Source organism: Xanthomarina sp. GH4-25 (genome assembly GCF_045363175.1).
GTDB lineage: Bacteria > Bacteroidota > Bacteroidia > Flavobacteriales > Flavobacteriaceae > Xanthomarina.
The window spans coordinates 66,304-92,092 of record NZ_JBJFLO010000006.1; the positions used below are offsets into that span (position 1 = coordinate 66,304).

Genomic DNA, 25,789 nt, shown 5'->3' on the forward strand with positions numbered 1-25,789 from the left:
CTTAAAAATAGTTAATTATAGACTTTCTGTCCAGATGTAAGCCATTTATCCCATTGTGGTGAAAAGACATGAATTTTTTCAGTTTTTGTTTCGTAGAAGTCGTATACGTCAAAACCTTTGTTTTTCCATTCAAAAATACCTCCATATAAATTATAGACGTTTGTATATCCAGATTTTTTTAATTTTTCAGCAATTTTATCTGAACGAATTCCTAAAGTACAATACACAACTATTTGTTGCTGTTTGTTGTTTAGTTGAGATGCTGTTTGTTGTAAATTAAATTCATTATAGCCTACAGGAATGGCATCTTTAATATGACTTACCTGATACTCTTCAAATTCGCGAGCATCTAAAATAATGGCTTGTGTTTTAGGCATGGCTAATTCTTCTACTGAGATATAAGGGATATGATGATTGTTATGTGACTTTAATAATTCCGAAAGTGATTCCTGGGAGAAACTAATACATGGGATTAAAATAAGTATGGTTAAAAATAATTGTTTCATATTAAATAATATTTCCTTGACAGCTACTTCCTGCTCCAGCTGTACAGCCATAACAATGTTGTGAAATAACAATATCTCGTCCTTCTAATAATTCTTCATTATACTCAGAGATATGTTTTGATTTGCTATTTACAGGTAATTCAAGCATCTGGTTAAAATCGCAGTCAAACAAATAGCCGTCCCAACTAATGGATAAGGTGTTTGTGCACATAACATTAGAAACAGCAGCAGGATTATAAGCTTCAACCAGAGAGTACATATAATCTTCGTAATTTTCTGATGCTATTAAATAGTCTAAAAATCGTGCAATAGGTAAATTTGTTATGGCGAATAAATTATGAAATTGAATGCCAAAATCTTCAAGTAATGCTTTTTTAAAGTCTTTTTCTAATGCAGTTTGATCTCCTGGTAAAAAGGCTCCTGAAGGATTGTAGACCAAGTCTAATTTTAAGTTATTTCCTGGCATACCATAGCCAATAGCATTTAAATCCTGTAAGGCTTTAATTGATTTGTCAAAAACACCATCACCTCTTTGTTTGTCTGTTTTTCCTTTAGTCCAGTGTGGCATGGAGGAAATCACATGAACCTTGTGTTTTTTAAAAAACTCTGGTAAATCGTGATACTTTTTATTGGCTCTGATAATGGTTAAGTTAGATCGAACTATAAAATCTTTAATACCAACTTTAGCAGCTTCTTCGACAAACCATCTAAAATCTGGATTCATTTCAGGAGCGCCACCTGTTAAATCTAAAGTATGTGCACCAGATTTTTTAATAACCTCAAGACATTGTTTCATGGTGTCTCTGGTCATAATTTCTTTTCTGTCTGGACCAGCATCTACATGGCAATGATCGCAAACTTGATTACACATATAACCAACATTGATTTGTAATATTTCTAATTTTTTTGCTTTAAGAGGAAATTGATTTGTTTTTGAAATTTTGTCTTTAAACGTAGGTAGTTCACCATTTTTAAAAATACCGTTTGAGAGGATTTCTAATTGCCTATTGCTTTGCGCTAAATCGCTTCCTAGTTTTTTTAAGGACTTTGTTGCCATTATTTATGGGGTCTTATTTAATATGCTTACGAAATTAATGAAGAAAAGGTTTTAAGTTTTAACCGTCTAATTTATTAACTTTATTCATCATTTGTACACCATGCACTAAAGATGCACCACCACGTATGGCAGCCGCTACATGTAGAGCTTCTATCATTTCTTCTTTAGTTATGCCACGTTGTAATCCATCACCAGTATAAGCATCTATACAATATGGGCATTGAATGGTGTGTGCTACTGCTAACGCTATTAACGATTTTTCGCGTTCAGAAAGTTTTCCTTCCTTAAAAACAGAGTTGTAATAGTCGAAGAATTTAGAACCAAGTTCTTCGTTCCATTCTGATATTTTACCAAATTTTTTAAGATCTGCTGGATCGTAATATGTTTTTTGCATAATATGTTTGAATTCAGTTTGAAAAAATGAAATATACTGTATTAAGTCGAAGTTATATATTAAAGATTACATAAAATTATGAGGTTTTTCAACTCTTGAAAAATTCGAAAAATAGTATATTGCATGAGAAATAAAATATATTCATGGATTACTTTAATATTATTGCTATTCTAATAGTTATGTCGGCTATTTTTGGATATGTTAATGTGCGCTTTTTAAAGCTTCCAAATACGATTGGTTTAATGATGATAACCATCGTTTTTACCTTAGTCGTATTTGTTTTAAATTATTTTGGCTCACCAGCATTGCTAGAAGCCGAAAAGTTAATCATCACACAAATAGATTTCAAGGAAGTACTTTTAGATGTTATGTTGAGTTTTATGCTATTTGCTGGTGCTTTGCATACTAATTTCGAACAATTACGAGTTCAACGTTGGCCAGTATTAGTATTCGCAACATTAGGTGTTTTAGCTTCAACTTTTTTAGTTGGTTTTGGTATTTATTTCATTCTACCTCTGTTAGGTTTGAATGTTGAATTAATTTATTGTCTGTTATTTGGTGCACTTATTTCGCCAACTGATCCGATAGCTGTTTTGGGTATCTTGAAAAATGTTGGAGCACCTAAGCAATTAGAGGCCAAAATTGTTGGAGAATCCTTATTTAATGACGGTGTTGGTGTTGTCGTGTTTTTAACCATTTTTAAAATTGCACAAATAGGGACTGGTGACATTGAAGTTTCTGCCATTTTTGAGCTTTTTGCCGTTGAGGTTATTGGAGGTATTGTTCTAGGTCTCGTTATTGGTTGGATTACGTATCGCTTAATGAAATCTATTGATGATTATGATATTGAAGTTATTATTACTTTAGCAGCAGTTATGGGAGGAACCGTTATTGCACAAACGTATCATTTATCAGCACCTTTAGCAATGGTTACTGCAGGCTTACTTATAGGAAATGATACCATTAGAAATTCTTCTATGTCTCATATAACTGAAAGTTATGTCGATAAATTTTGGGAACTCTTAGACATATTATTAAATACTATTTTGTTTGTGCTTATAGGGATGGAAATTTTGGTATTGACGTTTGAAGCAAATTATATGTTTGCTGGTATCGTTGCAATACCTTTAGTGTTGTTATGTCGTTATTTGTCATTATTAATACCAGTAAAGTTTTTTGAAAAACGATTGGATTTTGCGCCAAAAACAAATTTGATTATGACCTGGGGAGGCTTGCGTGGAGGCATATCTATAGCGTTAGCCTTGGGGTTAACTATGGACATGGAACGCGATTTGTTTTTGGTAATTACCTATTTTATTGTTGTTTTCTCTATTGTAGTTCAAGGATTGTCACTTGGTAAATTGGTGAAACGTTATGCTCCAACTCCAAATTAGCTGTGATAAATCATTTTTTTATTTAATTCCATTTTGAATGTAAGGTTTTAAATTGAAGGGTGACCAATTTGAAAACTTGAAATCATGATCAAAAAACTATTATTTATATGCACAATTTTTGGGATTACACATGCAACTAAAGCCCAATCTCAAATACCTAATAAGGCTGAAGACATAAGCCCTTTACTTATTGGAGAACGTATTCCAAACGCAAACCTACTTGATGTTGAAGGTCATGAAATTCAATTAAAGGATATTATAAAAGTAAAACCAACTGTCCTTGTATTTTATCGTGGAGGTTGGTGTCCATACTGTAATACTCAATTATCAAGCTTAGCAGAATCTGAAAACGAAATCATTGAACTAGGTTACCAAATAGTCGCAATAAGTCCAGATCATTATGAGAATTTAAAATCGACTATGGAAGCAGATAAAGTTGCTTACAACTTGTATGCAGATCCTGAAGCTATATTAATTCAAGATATGGGCATTGGTTTTAAAACTCCAAGTATGGCAAAAATGTATATTGCAAACAAAACAAAAATGGATGCTACAGATATTCTTCCTGTTCCAACGGTTATGATATTAAATACTTTTGGAGATATTTTGTTTGAATATATTAATCCTAATTATAAAGTGCGGTTAAGCTCAGAATTATTACTAGCCAGTTTGAAAGTCTTGAAAGCAGAATAATAAAAAGCAGCTATATTTAATGAGACAAATTGAACATGTCTGTTTTTTAATATGTTAAACTTTGTAAGTAATAATGTATTTGACGACATAATTTATATATAAATCTCTTTAAATCTTTAAGTTATGAAACAGATACTACTATTATTTTTAGCAATTACTTTTCTAAATTGTTCGTCAGATGATTCCAATAAAGGTGATACTTCAAATGGAGATTGGTTAGTAAATTCATCAGATATTTCTGGTGCTTTCAATTTATTTCCTTTGTCTTTAAATCCAGAATTTACAACAGTTTCAGAAACTAGTTTAAGCGATGGTAGCTTAGTAGGTGTTGTATCAATTGGTTCGGCAGTTTTGGTTTTTCCTAATGATTTTGTATATCAATTTGAGATTATTAATACAAGTTACAATGGTTTTGACTATGCCTTTAGTTATTGCCCTATAACCAAAAGCTCTATTGCATTTAAAAGAGATCAAATATTTAGAGCATCTGGATATTTGTATAAAGAAAATATGACGCCTTGGGATGAAAACACAGAAACAATTTGGTCTCAAATGTTAGGAAAAGCAATAAATGGAGATAATCCTAATAGAAGATTAGAAAAAATCCCAGTACTTAAAACCTCTTGGAGAACGGTAAAAGATTACTATCCTAATGCTCTGGTTATAAAACAATATAATAGACCAGAATTAGCTAAGGTACCACAATTGCCTAGTGATGAAGATGATGATATAGAAATGCCTTCTGATGCTGAATTAACCTATGGGATAGTTGAAAATAATTTACATAATGTCCACACATTTAGATATGCTGACTTTAGAGACTCTAAGCGAAAGGACGTTATTATACAGGGAGGTCAAAAATATATTATCTATGGAAATGCTTCAAAACAAGTTATGAATGCATATAAAGTAACAAATTTTGATGATTTTGAATTATTAGATGATTTAGAATTTCCTTATATTTTAAAATCTAACAATATTAAATATGATATTTTAGGAAATAGTGCTACTGGAATCTCATTACAAAAACCAGAATTCTCTTATATGGCTGCTTGGTTTGCTTGGCGTGATTTTTTTGATGGGCATTTGTTTTATCCAAATGAATAATAACCTATTCATTACTTACACACCAAAAGGATTATCTATACTGTATGCTGGTTCTGTAAACCATTTTGGTCCTTCTTCGGTCATGTATGCATGATCTTCTAAGCGAATGCCAAATGCATCTGGTACCACAATCATTGGCTCTATACTAAATGCCATTCCAGGTTGTAATTTGATGTCATTTCCTTTAACAATAAATGGATGCTCATGGATTTCAAGACCAATACCATGACCTGTTCTATGTGGTAAGCCAGGTAAATCGTAAGCAGGGCCTAGTCCGTCTTTTTCTAATTGAATCCTAACTTGATCGTCAATATTACCACAAGTATGGCCTAGCTTTGCAGCATTAAAAGCTGCCAATTGAGCTGCTTTTTCGTTTGTCCAGATTTTCCTTTCTTTATCAGTTGCGTTTCCATAAACATAAGTTCTAGTGATATCTGATAGATAGCCCTTGTATTTACAGCCTGTATCTACTAAAACAATTTCATTTTCTTCTAATGCTTTTGGTGATTTAACACCATGTGGAAAACTTGAGTCTTTACCGAACAATACTATACAAAAGTATGAACCACTTTCAATCCCCAATTTTTGATGTGCTTGATGAATAAAGCTCTCCACCTCGTTAGTAGTGATACCTGGTTTTAAAATTCTAGCCACTGCTTGGTGTACTTGCATGGTTAAATTCATTGGGTATTGGATGTGAGCAATTTCGGCTTTGCTTTTAAGCATTCGAATATCTCTAATTAACACTTCGGCACTGCTAATTCTAAACTTCTTGTGTTCCAAAAAGCGCGAAACATCTGTAAAGCGCGTGGAATCATCTATAGCTAATCGTGTGCCTTCAGCGAGTACTTCTGCTATTTTTTGTATAGGGCTTTCGTGTTCTAACCAAGGAATAAATTCGCCAGCTACACCAATAAAATCATTGAAAGTGCCTATTTCGAATTCTGGCACTACATATCGTAGAGTTCCATCGGCAAAAAGAAGAGCGCCAACTAAGCGTTCGGATGGATTCCATTGGGTGTTGGTAAAATACTGTAAATTGGTTCCTGCATTGATATAAAGTGCATCTAATTGGTTAGATTTTAAAGCGTCACATGCTTTGTCTAGTCTGTTTTGGTATTCCTTATCATCAATAGGTGCAGGTTTAGCAGTTAAAGGACTTAATTTTAAAAGTTCTTCTTCTGGTGTGCTGCCACCAATTCCGTATGCTCTGTTGCTGTTCATGGTTTTTTAATTATAAGATGCAAGGTCTTAAAATTTGAATAATAAATAAGTTAAATAATAATTAAAATTGAAGAATTCAAAAATCATTGATGGTGTATTTAATAGATTATTTTGCTATGTCTTGATTTTAATTGATAGATTGATATCAACGGAGTTTTAAAGTCAAAAATTCTTCATTTAGGCGAGATAAAAAAACTGAGCAATCCTAAAATTGCTCAGTTTTAAAATGTATCAATTCTTTAAAGATGACTATTTTGTAGGATACCAAACTTTTGAAATACCTATTGTTCCATTATAAGAAAATGGGGCTTCATCATAGTAATCAATAGAAACGGGTGAACCTAAATCGCTACCAAAATCTAAACAATCGTTAGCTGTAAAAACTAATGGTGCTGTAATAGGGGCAGTTCCTTTTGCGACCTCTTTTCCATTAACTTTAAGTGTAACATCCATAGATGACCCTGGTTTAGGAGAGGTTAATCTGGAAACCACATCTATTTTTACTTTACCAGTTGGCAATTTTGTTTTGGACTTAATCTGAGTTCTATTAATTTCGAAAAGATTATATTCATAACATAAATAACCATCTTTTACATAGCAAGAAAGGCCTCCAGAGAATCCTCCAAGCGCATATAATACGCCGTTGGCATTTTCAGGAACCGTAATTTCCATGCTAACATCATTGTCAAATTTGCCAAGTTTAGGTGCTGTAAACTCTGGCATACGTTCTATTCTACCAGTAAATGTCCAGTCTGTATAAGGCGTAGCTGGTGCATCTTCTGGATGATAGATTACAGACCATAAGCCACCACCAATTGGAAGGTTTTTGTATTTAGCAGATTCTACCAAGAACATATTCTTCATTTCTGACAACTTTTCTGGATTTGTTTTGGCTAGGTCATTTGCCTGACTCCAATCTTTGTCAATATTATATAACTCCCAAGTATCATTTTCAGGATTCCAAGTGGCTGCTCCTGGTGGAAGACCAGGAACCCATGGGTTTCGTACACCAAATGCAGATGCAAACCATCCATCATAATAAAGTCCACGGCTACCCATAATGTCAAAAAATTGCATTTTACGGGTGCCTTCAGCTTTTGGATCGGCAAATGTGTAATCCATACTAACTCCATGAATTGGATCCTGAGGAAAACCATTTACCTCATTCGGTGCCTCAATTTTTACAGCCTCGTAAATAGTAGGTACAATATCAATCACGTGATGGAACTGTGGTCTTGGTGTATTGTCGTGCTTAATTTTTTTAGGCCAAGAAACTGCCAGTGGTTGACGCGTTCCACCAAAGTGTGCAGCAATCAACTTTGTTGATTTATAAGGCGTAGAACCTGCCCATGCCCAACCTGCATTATACATATTGTCTGTTTTTGGAGATCCTAACACGTCTAAGCCTCCTAACTCATCCAAGGCATCAATATGTTGTTTAATTGTGGTTGGAATACCGTTTTGTGCCAAGAGCTCACTAATACTTCCGTTTTGACCTTCTGCAGAAGACCCGTTATCTCCCCAAATATAGAAAATAAGCGTATTATCTAGCTTTCCTTGTTTCTCTATTTCGTCGATAAGTAATCCTACATTATGGTCTGTATGTTCACCAAATCCAGCAAAAACTTCCATTAATCTACTTTGAAAAGGTCTTTCGGATTCTGGAATCTCATCCCATCCTGGCATGGTTTCATTTCGTTCTGTCAATTGAGCATCTTGTGGAATCCATCCCAATTCTTTTTGTCTTTTAAAAGCTCTTTCTCGGTATTTGTCCCATCCATCATCAAATTTGCCTTTATATTTATCGGCCCATTCTTTAGTAACATGATGAGGTCCATGGATGGCACCAGGAGCCCAATACATTAAGAACGGTTTATCCGGCGAAAATGCTTGTTGTTCTCTTAACCACTTTATGGCATCTTCGGTTATATCTTCAGTAAGGTGATAATAGTCGTGACCTTGAGTCGTTTTTGGGTGTTCTACAACAGTGGTATTACGAACCATATGAGGCTCATACTGTGACGCTTCTCCAGCAAGGAACCCGTAAAAATATTCAAATCCATAGCCAGTAGGCCAATAATCAAATGGTCCTTTTGAAGTCGTTAATTCAGCAGGTGTATTGTGCCATTTTCCAAAAGCACTAGTATTGTAGCCGTAATCTTTTAGTACTTCTGCAATAGTCGCAGAAGTTTTAGGAATTGTACCACTAAAACCATCCCAATCGTTTGCAAGCTCTGCTATCTGACCATTACCAATAGCCGTATGGTTTCTTCCTGTAAGTATGGAAGCACGTGTAGGAGAACACATGGCTGTTGAGTGGAATCGATTATACGAAATTCCTAGGTTCGCAACACGACTTAAAGTTGGCGTATTAATTTCGCCACCATAAGTTGAGGGTGTTGCAGGTCCTGCGTCGTCAATAAGTACAATAAGAATATTGGGAGCATCTTTTGACAAGCGATCTTTATCAACACGTTTGTTATAAGTGGATGTTTGCATGGTAAGTCCAGCCTCACTCGCAGAAGGAGTTGGCGGAAATGGCAATACGTCTTGTGCATGGGTAAAATCTGTCCAAAAGAACAGAACTGCACAGGAGAGAATGGTTAGAAATGTAGCTTTAAATTTCATAATATCGATTAGTTTGTATTTAAATATAACCTAAAAATAAATAGATTCTAATTCTTAAACAAGATTAATAAGTTACTTAACCGTTAAATGGAATCATAAATTTACGAGTAATAAGCCTTATTTTTTTCTATATTTGTAGAAGGAAGTCAAATCTTTTATCTTGAATTTCTTGTATTAATCTAATTTTATATTTTGATTTTCAATGGGGTCTAAAACAAAAGAACACCTTACTATACCAGATTATTCAAAAAAAGAAATTCTTGAAATATTAGATCGAATTCTTACTAGTGATTTGTTTTCTCGTTCGGTTGTATTGTCTCGTTTTTTAAAATTTATAGTAGAAGAGACTATAAAAGGAAACACCGAGGGGTTAAAGGAATATACCATTGCAGTAAGTGCCTTAGGAAAATCTTCTGATTTTAATCCGCAAACTGATGCTATTGTACGAATTCATGCTGGTAGGCTTAGAAGATTGTTAGACGAATATTATACAAGCATTGGCAAAACTGACGCTATTAAAATTGAAGTTATTAAAGGTAGCTATGTCCCTGTGTTTCGGAGTAATATAGCCATTGAGCCAGATCTAATAATAACAGATAAAAATAAGTCGGTTCCCCATTCGCGATCAAAACTTACAATTGCTATACTCCCTTTTCGAAATTTATGTCCTGATAATGAATACCAATTTTTTGTAGATGGCTTTGGGGAAGAGTTAACCCGTATATTTAGTAAAGAGGAGGATGTTTCAGTAATAGCTCATTATTCAGCTCGTAAATACACTTCTATCGAGGATGACATACGTTTAGTTGGAGCAAATTTAGGAGCTCATTACTTAGTTAACGGCTCTGTGAAACGCTCCAATAAAGAGATTCGAGTGAGTGTAGGATTGATTGAAACCTTGAATGGCGAGCTTATTTGGTCTAAAGATTATACTCATTTGCTTGAAAATGATAAGATTATTGATATTCAAGATCAGATTGATGAAGATGTTTTTTCTATATTAAGTGGTCATTACGGTTTCATTATTCGTGACTCAATGAGTGGTGTTAAAGACACAATGAAGCAAAGATTATCTAGTTTTGATGCCATATTATGGAATTATTATACACAAATGACGCATTCTAGCTCAATGGAAGCTTGTGCTAAGAGTCGCGAAGCACTTGAAAAGGTTTTAGAGGTTGATGGGTCTAACGTTATGTGCTTAATTATGCTCGCGGATTTATATACCTATTCGAACTTACTTGGCTATCCAACTATTGAAGACCCTGTTAATGAGGCTTACCGACTTATCAAGAAAGCCATAAGATTAGAGCCACTTTCTCAATACGCCTATATTGCAAATGGTTGGGTAAATGTTTGTTTGGGTAAAAAAGAAGAAGCAATCAAAGCTTTAGAATACAGTATGGAATTAGGTCCACTATCTGCTTCTGCCATGGGTGATATTGGGTTTTCGCTTATATGTGCAGGCGAATATAAACAGTCTCATGTTTTGCTTAAACGTGCATTAAATCTTAACCCATATTGTCCGTGGTGGTATTACCTTGGATTCTTCTTTATACATTATAAAAATGAAGATTACAATGAAGCCCTCAAAGCTGCTCAAAAAATGAATGCTTCTGAAGATGTGTTTCTAGATCCCTTATTAAATACTGCAGTAAAAGGCCAATTGGGTTTGATTTCAGATGTTCAAAAAGAAATTCAAATATTAAACCAAAAATTTCAGCCTATACTTTCTGAAATCAATTTGCATCTAGAAGCTTTATTACTAGACCATGATCTCATCAATAACATTGCAAAAGGCGTTACAATGGCAGGGTTAAAGACGTCTTGAGTCTTCAAGGATTAAATATCATTCTTAGCCCAAATAATTTAAATTTTAAAGGTTTTCTTCAATACGTTATATTTCATTGACGTTTAGATTTACGTGATTAATTCTTAGTATTCGTTTAACTGTTAAGTAACCGTGTAACAAGGATAAAATGAAAAAGCTTACGTACTTTTATTGATGTTTTAAATTAGAATTTATGCATCATGACATTCATTTAATTGTTCAATTGTATCCAGATTTTGAGGATAAAATCGATTTTTTGTTTCAGACCGATGAAAACTTTCAAGATCTATGCAATGATTATTTAATATGCATTAATAAGATCTTAGATATAAAAAAAGAAAAGATCAAGACTATTGAGCAGCTTAAGGAATATGAAGATTTAAAAAGAAGTCTCTATAAAGAAATTAAACAAACTATTATCAAATAAATGCAATCTTAGAAGGCTTATTCACGACTTTTTTATAATAAACCAACTTTTTCAAAAATTATAAATACAAAAAAATGACCAATTCAACTCATCTATTTACATTGTTTAAAAAGCTTTCCTGCTTTAGAATTTTTAATCACCTGATTTTATTTTTATTGATTTTCACAATCAACAGTACCATATATGGTCAAAACACCTCAAATTATGTATCACCCCTTCAGACAGGACATTATATGCCAGGGTATTTAAGCGTTAGAGACTTTGCCAACCCAGCACCCGTAAGTGGCTTAATAGCATTAGATTATAATGTATACCAATATGGGAATAAATTTTATGGTTCCGATGGAGATGAAGTAAAAAAAATTGGTGCTGTTGATTTAAATTCGGAGGTTGATGGTTATTTTAATGCACCTTTTCTTATCTACGTATCTAAAAAGAAATTATTGGGAGCTACTTATATTGGAGGGATATCTGTACCTTATATTGGGGTGAGTACCAATTTAGCATATTCTCGTATCGGAAACATAACAGGAAATGAACAAAGTGGAAATGTGAGTGGAAAAGTTTCTGGTTTTTCCGATTTAAATATCTTGCCAATATACTTAAGTTGGTCAAAACCAACCTATGATATTACTGCAGGCTATATGTTTTATGCGCCCACAGGGAAATTTGAACTAGGAGGAGATGATAATACTGGTCTTGGTTATTGGAGTCATGTATTTCAAACATTTGGGTATTGGTATCCTCAAAAAATAAATGGAGAAGCTTCAAAAGCTTTAGCTATCATGTTTGGAGCTTCGTATGAATTAACAGGAGACATTAAAGATTCAAATGTGAATCCTGGTGATCGGTTTTCATTAGATTATGGTATTGAACAATATTTAAATGATAAGTTTTCCGTTGGCTTATATGGCGGTAACAACTGGCAAATATCAGAGGATAAAGGCAGTCAAGTGTATTGGGATGATTCTGTAAAAGACAGATTAGGTGTGGTTGGTCTTCAATTAGGATATTGGCTTTGGTCAAACCGACTGCAAGCTATTGGGAAACTAGGCTTTAGTTATGGTGCTGTACAGCGTTATCAACAAAATTCCGTACAAGTTAATCTCATTTTTAGCACTCAAGCTTTAACAGGAAATAAAAAAGCAAATACTCCTGTTACAAATTGAGGGTGTTTCTAATAAAGCTTTGCGGAATAATACAGATTAAGAAAGAATACCAATTTTTAAACACAAACATTAACACCATGAAAAGATTACTATTACCACTGACTGTTTTGTTTTTTTCTGCTTCCCTATCTCTCAAGGCTCAGGAATCAGCAACCGACTTGGCTAAAGCAGCTCAGAACCCATTGGCCAATATTATAAGCTTCCCATTTCAGAATAATACCAATTTTGGTTATGGCCCAAATAATAAGCGAACTCAGAACATTTTAAATATCCAGCCAGTTGTACCACTTATGGATGGGAAAATTATAACACGAACCATTTTTCCAATTCTTTGGCAACCCGATTTTTCAGAGTCTTCTGGAACAATTTCTGGATTGAGCAATGTTCAGTTTACAGCTTTTTATGTACCAAAGTCAAAGGGAATAACTTGGGGGTTTGGTCCAATTGTTTCCTTCCCTGCAGCTAACGATAATCTTGGTTCAGCAAAACTGAGTGTTGGACCTTCTTTGGTTGCATTGAAAATAGGTGAGAAATGGGTTTATGGAGGTGTGATAAACAATACTTTTTCTGTTGCAGGTCCTTCAGATGCTCCTGATGTAAATAACTTTTATGCACAAATTTTTGTTAACTACAACTTGCCCAAAGGTCTGTACCTGAATACAGCGCCGATTATTACGGCCAACTGGGAAGCTGATTCCGGTCAACAATGGACAGTTCCAATAGGAGCGGGTATTGGAAAAATAGTTAAGTTAGGCGGTAAACTCCCTATTAACCTTCAAGCTGGATATTATTACAATATTGTATCCCCAGATTTTGGTCCTGAATCTCAATTAAGGGTTCAAGCAGTGGTCATGCTTCCTACTTCTATTTTAAAAAAGAGCAAGTAGTTAAAAACTTTTTATACAAAATCTTAAACTTAAAAAACATAAAATGAAAAAAAAAGATACAAAATCGATATTTTCAAAAAGACCAGAGCTTTTCATAGAAAAGCATCAAAAAACTGCAGCCATGAAAAAAATAGGATTACAAGTTCTTGCTGCTGTTTTTTTGTTTGTTAGCAATAGCACTTACGCTCAACATGAGCCTGCACCTAAATCTTTGACAATTCCAAATAAATTATCAACGCCTATTGGTACGTTAAATTTTAATGACGGTGCGCCAGATGACAAAACAACCCAACTTCTCTATGATAACTTAGATTTTTTACATGCTCAAAACGTATTTTTAAACACCTACCAAGGAGCATCTACATATGCGCTTGGTGAAGGGCTTAAAAGTATCGGCGTGAATGACAACGAAGTAGCTATTTTCTCGAATCTAATGGATTCAAAATCATTGTTCCTAACTGCCAATGCAGATGGTATTTACTTCATCTCTATTCTAAACCTAGCTGAAGGACCTTTGGTGGTAGAGATTCCAGAAAACACCCTTTGTACTTTTGACGATATGTGGTTCGACTGGATTATTGATGCCGGTCGTCCAGGGCCTGACCGTGGAACAGGTGGGAAATATTTAATTGTACCTCCAGAATACGATGGGCCATTGCCTGAGGGTGGATATTATGTTGGCCATTCAAAAACCAACCGTGCGCTTTTCTTAGGTCGTGCATTTATGCTCGACAATGACCCAAAGCCTGTGGTAGATATGATTTCTAAAACGTTTAAGATTTATCCTTATACAAAAGGTGGAACGGGAACAAGCATCGCAGAAGCCTTGGCGGGTGAAGTGATGATCGCTAAGAATGCTCCAATCCCTCCTACTAAAATTACAGACGTTAGTGGGAAGTCGTTCAATACAATTCCTCCTTCTGACTATACGTTTTATGAGGTGTTGAACAAATTGGTACAAGAAGAACCTGCTGGTAGCCTTGACCCTGAATTGATGGGACAGATTGCAGCCATCGGTATTGTAAAAGGAAAGCCTTTTGCTCCTGATGCAAGAATGAAGAAAATCTTGACTGATGCAGCAAATGTTGGAAATGCAACGGCACGCATGCTCAATATGAACCCACGTAAATCAGAAGGCTTTTCATTTTATGAAGGATCTAACTGGACAAATATGCTATTCGTAGGGGGTTACAATTTCGAAACACCACCACCGATGTTGACCAAAGAGGGCTTCAAGCCTTTCCCTGCTACGGGTGCCCGAACTTTGAATTCTCGCACAGTGTTTTTCAATGGTTATACAGGAATTACTCCAGCCATGTGTATGCGTCTGCCTGGTATTGGGTCTCAATATTTGTTGGCTACCAAAGATGCCAATGACGACTATTTTGATGGTTCTAAAACATACAAAATCGTGTTACCACCTAACATTCCGCAAGCAAATTTTTGGTCAATCATTTTATATGACAACCAAACACGCTCTATGTTGCAAACCGACCAGCCTGGACCTAAAGTGGGAAGCCTTAACTACCCCCGTCCAGCAGCCAAAGCCGATGTCGATGGATCTACAACCATATACATTAGCCCGAAATTACCAAAGGGTGTCAATGAAAGTAACTGGATTCAAAGTGTGCCTGGAAAAGGTTTTTTTACTTGCCTACGTTTGTATAGCCCACTTATGCCATTTTTTGAAAAAACTTGGCGCCCAAGTGAAGTAGAATTGGTTAAATAAAAAAGAAAACTATTGGATGTTATTTATTTAATAATAATATCCAATGGATTTTTATAAATACTTTACATCTTAAGAATTAAAATTATGAAAAAACTAATTAGTAAATATCTCAGAAATAGTCTATGTCTAATTATTATGACTTCGATTTTGACTGTTGGTCTTTCTACTTCAATATTTGCACAAGACAAACCCAACGTCGTTTATATTCTGGTGGACAATACCGGATGGGGAGATTTCAGTGTTTATGGAGGCACCACGCCTACCCCAAATATAGATAAACTAGCCTCTCAAGGTATGCGTTTCAACAATTATAACGTAGAAGCGCAATGTACGCCAACACGATCGGCTATTATGACTGGAAGACATCCAGTTCGTTCGGGTACGTATAAAGTTCCATTTCCAGGAGAAGGTAAAGACGGTATGTCACCTTGGGAATATACCATTGCCGAATTACTTTCGGATGGTGGGTATAAAACAGCCCTGTATGGAAAATGGCATTTGGGTCATGATCAAAGTCGTCTTCCAAATACTCAAGGTTTTGACGAATGGTGGGGCTATCCTAATAGTGCTGATGAATCGGCATATAGTTCATATCCTATGTTCAACTTAATGGTTGAAGAGGTAAAAGCCAAAAATAATGGTAAACTTCCAATGGACTTACCACCTCATATCTTGACAGGTAAAAAAGGAGAACTATCAACACAAGTGATGCCTTTTGACCTGGAAGTACGTCCTATTATAGACCAGAAATACAACGTCCCGAAAACGATAGAATTCATTAAGAAAAATGCAAATACCAGAGACCCATTCTTTGTTTATCTGGCATATTCAGAAGTTCATCCACCCATGATTGCCAATCCTGAATTCGCAGGTAAATCGTCGAATCGTGGAGGTGTTTATTCTGATGTGATTGCAGAAATGGATGTTAGAGTTGGAGAGGTAGTTGCTGCTGTTAAAGCAGCTGGTATTGCAGACAACACCATTATTATCTTGGCTAGCGACAATGCAACAGGAGGTTTATATGGAGCAGGAGGTAATGGAGGTTCTAACGGACCATGGAGAGGAGATTTTTTCAATACGCCTTTTGAAGGAAGTATGCGTGTGCCATGTATCGTAAGCTGGCCTGAAAAAATTCCTGCTGGTACAGTAAATGATGAAATATTTGCTGCAGTTGATTGGTTACCAACATTAGCCGGTTTAACAGGATTGACAGCTAACGTTCCTACTGATCGCCCTATTGACGGGGTAGATGCATCTGCATTCTTATTAGGAAAAAGCAAAACAACAGGAAGAACAAGTTATATGTTTTTCGGTGCAGACGGTAATCTTATGTCAGTTAAATGGCGATATTATAAAACCGTTTTCAGGTATAGTGAAGGAATTAGCAGTCCTTATGTGGAGCCTCAACTTCCTCTTATGTATGATTTGTCAAGCGACCCAGGAGAGAAATTTAATTTATGGGAATCTACTTTGACAAATGGTTGGGTATTTGCTCCAACACTAGAGGTAATAGGAAACTATAAACGAAGTTTAGCGAAATATCCAAACATTAAAGTTGGAGAAGACTTTAAAGGTTATTAAAAAAGATCCTTAAATAATCTATCAAACCTAAGATTTAATGAGGCTAATTCTTATTCGAAACTTATCTAATTAATAAACTTTGATATAAAGTGTTTTTATTAATTATTTGTCTTGAAAATTTGAATTCTAGGAAAAGGTTTTAATATTTTTAGGGTGCGTGCAAAATTATAATTGTTTGTAAAATAAGTAGTTAAACCAAAAAAACCCGAACAAATGTTCGGGTTTTTAGTGGTGGTGCCTCCAGGAATCGAACCAGGGACACATGGATTTTCAGTCCATTGCTCTACCAACTGAGCTAAGGCACCAGTCTCTTAAATTGAGGTTGCAAATATATATTCATTTTTATTATTCGCCAAAAGAAAATAAATAAAAAATGGTTTTGTAAATTTACAACCTCTAATATAGGTATGAATTTAATTATAGACGTTGGGAATACATTTGTTAAGTTTGCTGTTTTTCAGGCAGATGACCTTGTTTTTCAATCTTCAGTAGACGTTTTTCAATTTGAAAAAGAATTTCAGGTTATACAGAAAAAATACAGTAATTTGATTCATTGTATTGTTTCATCTGTAGGAAATTTAGATAAAGAAAGCATTAATGTGCTTCAGGAATCATTAAAAGTTGTCATTTTGAACTCAGAAACTAAGCTGCCTTTCCTTAATTTATATAAAACTCCCAAAACTTTGGGTGTAGATAGATTGGCATTAGTGAGTGCAGCTGTAAAAGAATTTCCTAATAAAAATGCTCTTATTATCGACGCAGGAACCTGTATTACTTACGACTATATATCTAATAAAAACACTTACTTAGGAGGCGCCATTTCTCCAGGAATTAGAATGCGCTATAAGTCCTTAAATAATTTAACAGCTAATCTGCCGTTATTAGAAACAAATGTGGCAAATAGTATTATTGGAGACTCAACAGAAAACGCTATTCACTCTGGTGTCGTTTTTGGGGTTTTAAATGAAATTGAAGGTACAATTAGTCAATATCAACAAAAATATTCAGATTTAACAGTTATTTTAACAGGTGGAGACGCTAATTTTTTGTCTAAACAATTAAAAAGTAGCATATTTGCCAACTCAAATTTCCTTTTACAAGGATTGAATTATATTTTACAATACAATACAACCGAATGATAAAAAAACTTGTATTAGTTTTTATTGCAATGTTTGCAATTCAAAGTTACGCTCAAGAAGGGACTGCTTCACCTTATTCTTTTTATGGAATAGGTAGTTTAAAATTTAAAGGAACAGTGGAAAATAGGAGTATGGGAGGAATTAGCGTATTCTCAGATAGTATCCATATTAATCTAAGTAATCCAGCGTCTTATGGTTCTAAAAATATTGAAGCATATAATAATGAAAGCAGACCTGTTAAATTTGCTATAGGTGGTGGACATACAAATTCTAAACTTAAAAGCGATACTTCATCAGACGAGGTAAACTCAACAACCTTCGATTATTTAGCCATGTCTTTTCCAATTGGTAAATTTGGACTTGGACTTGGATTAATTCCATATACTTCTGTCGGTTATAAATTAGAATCATTAAATGATGACAATGAACTTTATAGCCAATTTAGAGGTGAAGGTGGTGTTAATAAGGCCTATACCTCTTTAGGGTATATGGTAAATAACAAGCTAAGCTTAGGGGTCGATTTTGGTTTTAATTTTGGAAATATAAAAAACAATACCATTCAATACGTTTATACTAACGAAGGAGACTTAGCACAATATCAAAGTAGAGAAGATAATAGGTCAGATTTAACTGGAATTACATTAAATTTTGGAGCTATTTACAAAACGGTTCTTTCTAATGGTTTTGAATTAACAACAAGTTTGACTTATAGGCCTAAAACGAATCTTACTTCAAAAAATTCTAGAACCTTCAATACTATTGTAATAAACCCAGTTAATGGTAATGAATTGGTTGTAAACTCTATTGAAGCAAATTTAGAAGGACAAGGATTAAAAGAAACAAAATTAGCGCTACCTTCTAAGTTGTCATTAGGGGCAGGTTTAGGACAACCAAATAGATGGTTTGTTGGTGCAGAGTATACGTTGCTTAATACGAGTAAGTTTTCTAACGTTTTATATGAGTCAAGTGATTCAGCAGGAAATGTTAAATATAAAAATGCTTCAACAGTTTCGGTAGGTGGGTTTTATATTCCAGATTACAACTCTTTCTCAAGTTACTTAAAAAGAGTTGTTTATAGGGCTGGAGTTCGATTCGAAGGAACAGGTTTAAATATTAATGATGAAAACATAAATGAGTTTGGCATATCTTTTGGAGTAGGATTACCAATGGGAAGCGCTAGTGCTTTCTCAAATGCAAACTTTGGATTTGAATTTGGTAAAAAGGGAACAACCAGTCAAAATCTTATTCAAGAGAATTTTATAAACCTCCAACTAAGTTTGTCATTTAACGCTAGATGGTTCCAAAGACAAAAATTTAATTAAACAATAAACTAGATATTATGAAAACGAAGATTACATTACTAGCTCTTTTGCTGTTTTTTGGGTTCAATGTTGTAAATGCGCAACAAGACGAAGAATGTATGACTAACTTGTCTATATTCTCTGAATATGCAAAAGCTAAAAACTATGATGCTGCATTTGATTCTTGGATGAAAGTAAGAAAAAAATGTCCACAACTTAATAGAGCAATCTATACCTATGGGGAGGATATTTTAGATCATAAAATCGAAAATGCATCTGGTGCAGAAAAAACAGCTTACATAAACGACCTAATTAAACTTTGGGAAGAACGTGAGCAATATTTTGCAAGTAAAACTCCTAAAGGAGAGTATGGTGCTAAAGCATGTCAGTTAATGTATGATAATAGAGAGTTGTTAAATAAAACGGATGGTGATTTATTTGCTTGTTTTGATGCAGCTTACAAAGCGGATCCAGAAACGTTTACCAATCCAAAATCTCTATACACTTACTTTTCTTTAATGGTCGATTTATATGATGCAGGAGATAAGACAGCTTCAGAGTTATTTAATAAATACGATGATGTTGTTGAGAAAGTTGAACAAGAAGTAGGAAATTATTCTGAAAGCTTAAATGTGCTTATTGAAAAAGAAGATGCAGGAACCGCTTTAACAAGTAAAGAAAAAAGTTATAAAAAATATTATGAAAGTTATTTAAAGGCTTACGATCAAATTGCTGGAAGTATTAACAGTAAACTAGGTTCTAGAGCTAATTGCGAAAACTTAATACCATTATACACTAAAGATTTTGAAGCTAACAAAACAAATGCAGTTTGGTTACAAAGAGCTGCTGGAAATATGTCTGCTAAAGAATGTACAGACGATCCATTATTCTTTAAACTAGTAAATGCATACCATAATATCAGTCCTTCGGCTAATTCTGCTTACTACTTAGGAATCTTAAAAGATAAAGAAGGTAAAACTTCTGAAGCTATTAAGTTTTACGAACAAGCAATTAGCTTACAATCTGATAGTTTCAAAAAAGCTAAGCTTTATGAAAAAATTGGTGATAAATTAAAAGCGAAAGGAAATTATGGCTCTGCAAGAGGTTACTTTAGAAACGCATTAAAATTTAATCCATCTAATGGAAGACCACATTTAAAAATTGCAGATATGTATAACAGAAGTGCAAATAACTGTGGAGACACTAACTTTAATAAAAGAGCTGTTTTCTGGTTAGCAGCAGATGAAGCAGAAAAAGCTGGTCGTGTAGATCCAACATTAAAAAGTGCAGCAGCACAATCTGCAGCTAGTTATAGAGCAAAAGCACCTCAGAAATCTGAAATTTTTAGCGAGGGTAATGCAGGTCAAAACATTGCAATAGGGTGTTGGATTGGTGCAAGTGTTACCGTACCAAGTATCTAATGATAAAAACATATTTACATATATCTAGAAACATAGTCACAGCAATTGCTGTGACTATGTTTTTTTCATGTAAAAACAACTTCGAAGAAGTTAAAAAAATTGGAATTTCAGAAAATGCACCTATAGGGATTGCAGAACATATAGATTTAAAATACACAGATTCTGGTCGCGTCACAGCTAATTTGAAAAGCCCAAAGATGTTAGATTATTCGAATAGAGAATTTGCTTTTAACGAATTTCCAGATGGCATTGATTTAGATTTATTCGATGAACAAAACCAAAAAAGTAATGTCATAGCAGATTATGCTATAGTTTACGACAAAACAGGCATTATAGACTTACAAGGCAATGTCGTGCTTTCTTCAACAAATAAAGACACCTTGTTTGCAGAACAACTTTATTACGACCAAAACCGAGAATGGCTTTTTACCAACAAGCCTGTTACTTTTAGAACGGGTCAAGATGTTATAAATGGCAAGGGGTTCGACTCGGACACCAAGTTTAATCAAGCTCAAGTTTTAGAAATTGATGGCATCATAACACTTGACGAATAAATCAGTATCTTTACCCAACCATTTTTAAACTATTCAAATGAAAATATTTAAGTTTTTTCAATACGCCTATTTACTTTTTGCTATTATTTTTGTGTATGACGCAATTTCAAAATACATGGAAACAGGAACCATTGCTTATACCTCATTACTGTTAGCAGGAGCAGCAGTTTTTATGTTTTTCTTTAGAAAAAAGTTCAACAAGAAATTTGAAAATAAAGAGGACAACAAATAATGGACCCAGAAGTCATTATAATTATAGTCTCATTAATTTTATCTGCTTTTTTCTCTGGAATGGAGATTGCTTATGTGTCTTCTAATAAAATTCATATAGAAATTGAAAAAAAACAGCAAGGGATTCTTGCCAAGATATTAACCAAACTTACTGCAAAACCATCTAAATTTATTGCTACCATGCTTATTGGTAATAATATTGCATTGGTTATTTATGGGTTTTTTATGGGAGATTTGCTAGTAAATTGGTTTCAATCTTTTCTACCTTCAAGTTCTCAAACAGTAAATTTTTTATTAGTAGATTTTAGTCTGTTATCACAAACTATTATTTCTACCATCGTTATTTTAATAACAGCCGAGTTTTTACCAAAAGTATTCTTTCAAATTTATGCTAATTCATTATTGAAACTATTAGCAATTCCAGCCTATTTGTTCTATGGCTTATTCACCTTTATTTCAGATTTTGTTATTTGGATTTCAGATTTAGTACTTAAAAAATTCTTTAAAACCGAAGGAGACCAAATACAACTAGTTTTTTCTAAAGTAGAACTGGTAAATTATATCAGTGAGCAAATGGAATCTGTAGAAGAACATGACGATATAGATACCGAGATTCAAATTTTTCAAAATGCATTAGAATTTTCTGAAGTAAAAGCTAGAGAAGTCATGATCCCTCGAACAGAAATTACAGCTGTGGATGTAAGTGAGTCTTCTAAGAACTTGAATGCGCTTTTTACCGAAACAGGGTATTCTAAAATCTTAATTTATAAAGATACTATAGACGATATTTTAGGCTATGTACACTCCTTCGAGCTTTTTAAAAAACCTAAAAGTTTAAAATCTATTCTGGTTCCAGTAGAATTTGTTCCTGAAACCATGCTGATAAAAGATATTTTGAGTAATCTAATTAAGAAGCGTAAAAGTATTGCAATTGTTTTAGATGAATATGGAGGAACTTCAGGAATTATAACAGTAGAAGATATTGTTGAAGAGCTTTTTGGCGAAATTGAAGACGAACATGATACTATAGTGTTAATTGAAGAAAAACTTGATGACGATTTATATAAGTTTTCAGCTAGATTAGAAGTCGATTATATTAATGAAGCCTTTAAAATAAATCTTCCAGAAAGTGAGAATTATGAAACTCTTGGAGGGTTTATTGTCGATTTTACAGAGGAGATTCCTCAACAAAACAGTATTGTAAAAATAGATAGATTTCAATTTACTATTCTCGAAGTTTCTAATACTAAAATCGATTTAGTAGAACTTAAAATATTAGACTCCGACTAATTTCCTAACCTTATTATAATTAAAGCATCTTTCTACTTTTATTATTAAATAGAAAATGGTATTTTCGCGCACGATAATTTATAATTTATAGAAATAAAAAATGGCAGTTTTAAATAAAATTAGACAACGTGGACTTTTCTTAATCATAGTGATTGCGTTAGCGTTATTCTCTTTTGTAATTGGAGATTTGTTTAGAAATACAGATGCATTAGTAGGAAAATCTCAAAATATTGTGGCAACAATTAACGGGAAAGATATTACTCGTGAAGACTTTTTGCAAAAGGTAGAATTGGCTCAAAGACAACTTGGTGCTAATGGAACCAACACGCAAGCAATGAATAGAGTTTGGGATCAAGAGGTAAGACAAGCTGTATTAGAAACACAATTTGAAGAACTTGGAATTACAGTTGAAAAAGATCAAATGAGAGATCTGTTAAGAACAAACTTAGCAAATAGCCCAGAGTTTCAAAATGAAGTTGGTGTTTTTGACGAAAATAAATTAAACGAATATATCGCTAATCTAAAAGAAACATCTGCAGTTGCTTATAAGCAATGGGTTGATTACGAAAACAATATTGCTGTTAGTGCTTTACAACAAGACTATTTTAATATGGTTAAAGCTGGAATGTCTGGAACTTTAGCGGAAGGAAAATTAGAGCACACCTTAGAAAACGAACAAGTAGATATTAAATATGTTCAAATTCCGTATGCTTCTATAGTCGATAGTACTGTTTCTGTGTCTAAATCGGAAATCACTTCATACATCAATAAGCATAAAAAACAATATGAAGTAGATGCAACTAGAGATCTTCAATATGTAGAATTTAAAGAACTTGCTACGGTAGAAGACGAAAACATCATTAAAGAAGACTTAAGCAACCTGTTGAAAGACCAAGTGGTTTACAACGAGGTGACAAAAAATAACGATACCGTTAAAGGTTTTGCACATGTAAAGAATAACAAAGCTTATATCAATTCCAATTCAGATCTTAAATTTGAAGATCGATTTGTATTTAAATCGGAATTACCTGCATCAATTGCAGATACAATTTTTAAAATGAATGTTGGCGAAGTATACGGTCCTTATAAAGATGGTACTCACTTTAAACTATCTAAAGTAGTTGCTGCTATTCAAATGCCAGATTCTGTTAAAGCAAGACATATATTAATTCCATTTGTTGGTGCTTCAAGTGCTCAGCCAAATGTTACACAAACAGAAACTCAAGCTAAGCATACAGCAGATAGTTTGTTAACAATCTTAAAGTCTAATAAATCTAGATTCCCAGAGTTTGTTACAACCTATTCTTCAGATCAAGGAAGTATTGAAAAAGGTGGTAGTTACGACTACTTTACCTATCCAACAATGGTAGAAGAATTTAGAGATTTTGTTTTCGAAAACAAGGTGGGAGATATGGATGTGGTTAAAACAACGTTTGGATTCCATATTATAGAAATTGAAGGTCAGAAAAACCTACAACGTGCTATAAAAGTTGGAACAATTGCTAGATTAATTGAGCCATCTGAAACAACCATTAATCAAGTATTTAGAGATGCTTCTAATTTTGAAATTGCTATTGATAAGGGTGATTTCCAAGAAGCAGCTTCATCAAAAGGATATGTTGTGCTTCCAGTTAATGGTATTAAAATTTTAGATGAAAATATTCCAGGATTAAATAGCCAAAGAGCAATGGTTCGTTGGGCATTTGAAGAGGGAACAGATGTTGGAGATGCTAAACGTTTTAACCTGAATGGAGGTTACGCTATTGTGCAAATAACAGCTAAAAACCCTGAAGGTTTAATGAATACAGAGCAAGCTTCTGTTACAGCTTTACCAGCTATTAGAAAAGAAAAGAAAGCCAAATTAATTAAAGATAGAATATCTGCAACAACTGTTGAAGATGTTGCTGCTGCAGAAGGACAAACTGTTAAAACAGCTTTAGCAATTAATATGAAAAATCCAACTATCTCAGGTGCCGGAAAAGAAGGTGTCGTAGTTGGTACTGCTTTTGGATTAAAAGAAGGCGAAACATCTAAGTTGATTGAAGGTGAAAAAGGGGTTTACATGGTTCAAGTAACTAAAAAAACGCCAGCTACAGAATTAGATAACTATCAAGGATTTGCTAATCAAGTTGGAGCTAGTAAGATTGGTAATGTAAACACGAATCTTTACAATGCTTTAAAAGACGCTTCAGACATTGAAGATAATAGAGCAAATACAGTACAGTAAAAAATATTTTAGATATTTTGAAAAGCTTCACAGACATGTGGAGCTTTTTTTATGGACTTATTTTATCATTTCAGAATAAGGGATTATGGTTTCATATCCTTTACCCTTGAAGTAATCAGTTGGGTTTTCTTCAGAAGTCACTAAAACAAAATCTCCTCCCCAAGCTCCAAGACTTTTTATGGAACCTTTAAAATCTGAAAATAGTTGTTCTTTTACAGGAGCTTGATGGATGATGTTTGAAATAATCCTTTCATGGTCATTTATTAGCAAATTAAATTCTGAAATAGTCGAACATGAAATTAATTTTGAAGTAATGTTATTTATCTCTTTTACGGTTTTAGCTTTATTAGTTGCATTGGTTTTATATTGGGCTATACCGTCACGACTATCTTGCTTTTTGTTTAAGTACACAAAATAAAGTACCTTTTTAAAAGTTGGATTAAAGACAACTTCTTTAATGGTTCTTTGATTATTCTTTAATTGATAGCTTATAGGAAAGTTGTTTTCAGCACATGCAATATCATATCCAGAACCACCAAATGTTAATTCTAAAAGCTTGTAGGCATCTACTTGAGCCCAATTAGCTATATTATTGATTAAAGTAGATGAAGTCCCTAGTCCCCAATCTTGAGGAAATTCCAGTTTCGTTTCAACGTAACATCCAGTATCTAAAAACTCTGGATTAAGCTTTTTTGCTTCTTGAAGGATGTTTAGTAGACGATTTGTTATTTTATGGTCATCTTTAACGTGTTTCAGAATCTCATGATTGCTTAAAATAAAAGTCGTTTCAAACCAAATATTATTTTCATAGTCAAAACTTTTCCAAGTAACTTTAGATTCATCTAAAGGTTGGATTTCTAAAAACTGTCCAAATTTTGTTGGAATTGCTAAAGACAAAGCACCATCCAAAACCACGTATTCACCTGTGAGTAATAATTTTCCGTTGCTATAATGGGTTTCGGATGTCATCTTTAAAATTCAAAGTTTAGATATTTGGAC

Annotated in this window: 21 protein-coding genes and 1 tRNA gene; 15 read left to right on the top strand and 7 right to left on the bottom strand. The window is 33.8% G+C overall.

Annotation, left to right across the window (positions count from 1 at the left end; all coding sequences use genetic code 11):
* Window positions 1-11 precede the first annotated feature (11 nt).
* The 3 genes from ACI5KZ_RS09985 to ACI5KZ_RS09995 are packed head-to-tail and all read right to left on the bottom strand — an operon-like array spanning window position 12 to window position 1,957.
* Window positions 12-506 carry a rhodanese-like domain-containing protein gene (locus tag ACI5KZ_RS09985; RefSeq protein ID WP_406847560.1) on the bottom strand — a complete coding sequence of 165 codons (495 nt, stop codon included), beginning with the start codon at window positions 504-506 and terminating at the stop codon, window positions 12-14.
* 1 nt (window position 507) lies between these two features.
* Window positions 508-1,563, bottom strand: coding sequence for an arsenosugar biosynthesis radical SAM (seleno)protein ArsS (gene arsS / locus ACI5KZ_RS09990; RefSeq protein WP_406847561.1), 1,056 nt, complete (start codon window positions 1,561-1,563; stop codon window positions 508-510).
* Between the two features lie 58 nt (window positions 1,564-1,621).
* On the bottom strand, window positions 1,622-1,957 hold the full coding sequence (locus ACI5KZ_RS09995; protein ID WP_109308507.1) for an arsenosugar biosynthesis-associated peroxidase-like protein: 336 nt from the start codon (window positions 1,955-1,957) through the stop codon (window positions 1,622-1,624).
* Between the two features lie 143 nt (window positions 1,958-2,100).
* Here ACI5KZ_RS09995 and ACI5KZ_RS10000 point away from each other — a divergent pair, with 143 nt between their 5' ends.
* From ACI5KZ_RS10000 to ACI5KZ_RS10010, 3 genes are all read left to right on the top strand, one after another.
* A complete protein-coding gene (locus ACI5KZ_RS10000) occupies window positions 2,101-3,351 on the top strand; it encodes a sodium:proton antiporter (protein WP_109308508.1) in 1,251 nt (416 codons plus the stop codon).
* Between the two features lie 84 nt (window positions 3,352-3,435).
* Window positions 3,436-4,044 (top strand): peroxiredoxin-like family protein, encoded by a 609-nt coding sequence (locus ACI5KZ_RS10005; RefSeq protein WP_406847562.1) that lies wholly within the window; start codon window positions 3,436-3,438, stop codon window positions 4,042-4,044.
* Between the two features lie 123 nt (window positions 4,045-4,167).
* Window positions 4,168-5,151: a DUF3179 domain-containing (seleno)protein gene (locus ACI5KZ_RS10010; RefSeq protein WP_406847563.1), complete on the top strand. Its 984-nt coding sequence runs from the start codon at window positions 4,168-4,170 to the stop codon at window positions 5,149-5,151.
* 15 nt (window positions 5,152-5,166) lie between these two features.
* On the opposite strand, the gene ACI5KZ_RS10015 is transcribed toward ACI5KZ_RS10010, so the two are convergent.
* Together ACI5KZ_RS10015 and ACI5KZ_RS10020 are read right to left on the bottom strand one after the other, a co-directional pair.
* A complete protein-coding gene (locus ACI5KZ_RS10015) occupies window positions 5,167-6,375 on the bottom strand; it encodes a M24 family metallopeptidase (RefSeq protein WP_406847564.1) in 1,209 nt (402 codons plus the stop codon).
* Window positions 6,376-6,624: 249 nt separating this feature from the next.
* Window positions 6,625-9,003 (bottom strand): arylsulfatase, encoded by a 2,379-nt coding sequence (locus tag ACI5KZ_RS10020; protein WP_406847565.1) that lies wholly within the window; start codon window positions 9,001-9,003, stop codon window positions 6,625-6,627.
* 202 nt (window positions 9,004-9,205) lie between these two features.
* On the opposite strand from ACI5KZ_RS10020, the gene ACI5KZ_RS10025 reads away from it, so the two are divergent.
* The 5 genes from ACI5KZ_RS10025 to ACI5KZ_RS10045 all read left to right on the top strand — a co-directional run bounded on the left by ACI5KZ_RS10025 (window position 9,206) and on the right by ACI5KZ_RS10045 (window position 16,627).
* Window positions 9,206-10,834: a hypothetical protein gene (locus ACI5KZ_RS10025; protein WP_406847566.1), complete on the top strand. Its 1,629-nt coding sequence runs from the start codon at window positions 9,206-9,208 to the stop codon at window positions 10,832-10,834.
* Between the two features lie 582 nt (window positions 10,835-11,416).
* On the top strand, window positions 11,417-12,430 hold the full coding sequence (locus ACI5KZ_RS10030) for a transporter (RefSeq protein WP_406847567.1): 1,014 nt from the start codon (window positions 11,417-11,419) through the stop codon (window positions 12,428-12,430).
* Window positions 12,431-12,507: 77 nt separating this feature from the next.
* Window positions 12,508-13,317 carry a neuromedin U gene (locus tag ACI5KZ_RS10035; protein WP_406847568.1) on the top strand — a complete coding sequence of 270 codons (810 nt, stop codon included), beginning with the start codon at window positions 12,508-12,510 and terminating at the stop codon, window positions 13,315-13,317.
* 43 nt (window positions 13,318-13,360) lie between these two features.
* Window positions 13,361-15,046, top strand: a complete 1,686-nt coding sequence (locus tag ACI5KZ_RS10040; protein ID WP_406847569.1) for a DUF1254 domain-containing protein — start codon at window positions 13,361-13,363, stop codon at window positions 15,044-15,046.
* A gap of 84 nt (window positions 15,047-15,130) precedes the next feature.
* A complete protein-coding gene (locus ACI5KZ_RS10045) occupies window positions 15,131-16,627 on the top strand; it encodes an arylsulfatase (RefSeq protein ID WP_406847570.1) in 1,497 nt (498 codons plus the stop codon).
* 229 nt (window positions 16,628-16,856) lie between these two features.
* On the opposite strand, the gene ACI5KZ_RS10050 is transcribed toward ACI5KZ_RS10045, so the two are convergent.
* Window positions 16,857-16,932, bottom strand: a tRNA-Phe gene (locus ACI5KZ_RS10050).
* Between the two features lie 102 nt (window positions 16,933-17,034).
* Between ACI5KZ_RS10050 and ACI5KZ_RS10055 the strand changes: the two genes are divergently transcribed.
* The 7 genes from ACI5KZ_RS10055 to ACI5KZ_RS10085 all read left to right on the top strand — a co-directional run bounded on the left by ACI5KZ_RS10055 (window position 17,035) and on the right by ACI5KZ_RS10085 (window position 24,790).
* Window positions 17,035-17,766 (top strand): type III pantothenate kinase, encoded by a 732-nt coding sequence (locus ACI5KZ_RS10055; protein ID WP_109308511.1) that lies wholly within the window; start codon window positions 17,035-17,037, stop codon window positions 17,764-17,766.
* Window positions 17,763-19,088, top strand: coding sequence for an outer membrane protein transport protein (locus ACI5KZ_RS10060; RefSeq protein WP_109308512.1), 1,326 nt, complete (start codon window positions 17,763-17,765; stop codon window positions 19,086-19,088). Before ACI5KZ_RS10055 ends, ACI5KZ_RS10060 begins: the two co-directional genes overlap by 4 nt.
* Window positions 19,089-19,105: 17 nt before the next feature.
* Entirely contained in the window at window positions 19,106-20,488 is a 1,383-nt protein-coding gene (locus tag ACI5KZ_RS10065; RefSeq protein WP_109308513.1) for a tetratricopeptide repeat protein, read from the top strand.
* On the top strand, window positions 20,488-21,042 hold the full coding sequence (lptC, locus tag ACI5KZ_RS10070) for an LPS export ABC transporter periplasmic protein LptC (protein WP_109308514.1): 555 nt from the start codon (window positions 20,488-20,490) through the stop codon (window positions 21,040-21,042). The genes ACI5KZ_RS10065 and lptC overlap by 1 nt, the downstream gene beginning before the upstream one ends.
* 37 nt (window positions 21,043-21,079) lie before the next feature.
* Window positions 21,080-21,274 (top strand): hypothetical protein, encoded by a 195-nt coding sequence (locus tag ACI5KZ_RS10075; RefSeq protein WP_109308515.1) that lies wholly within the window; start codon window positions 21,080-21,082, stop codon window positions 21,272-21,274.
* Window positions 21,274-22,563 carry a hemolysin family protein gene (locus ACI5KZ_RS10080; protein WP_109308516.1) on the top strand — a complete coding sequence of 430 codons (1,290 nt, stop codon included), beginning with the start codon at window positions 21,274-21,276 and terminating at the stop codon, window positions 22,561-22,563. The genes ACI5KZ_RS10075 and ACI5KZ_RS10080 overlap by 1 nt, the downstream gene beginning before the upstream one ends.
* Window positions 22,564-22,663: 100 nt before the next feature.
* Window positions 22,664-24,790, top strand: a complete 2,127-nt coding sequence (locus tag ACI5KZ_RS10085) for a peptidylprolyl isomerase (protein WP_406847571.1) — start codon at window positions 22,664-22,666, stop codon at window positions 24,788-24,790.
* Between the two features lie 57 nt (window positions 24,791-24,847).
* On the opposite strand, the gene ACI5KZ_RS10090 is transcribed toward ACI5KZ_RS10085, so the two are convergent.
* Entirely contained in the window at window positions 24,848-25,759 is a 912-nt protein-coding gene (locus tag ACI5KZ_RS10090; protein WP_406847572.1) for a GYDIA family GHMP kinase, read from the bottom strand.
* Between the last annotated feature and the right edge of the window lie 30 nt (window positions 25,760-25,789).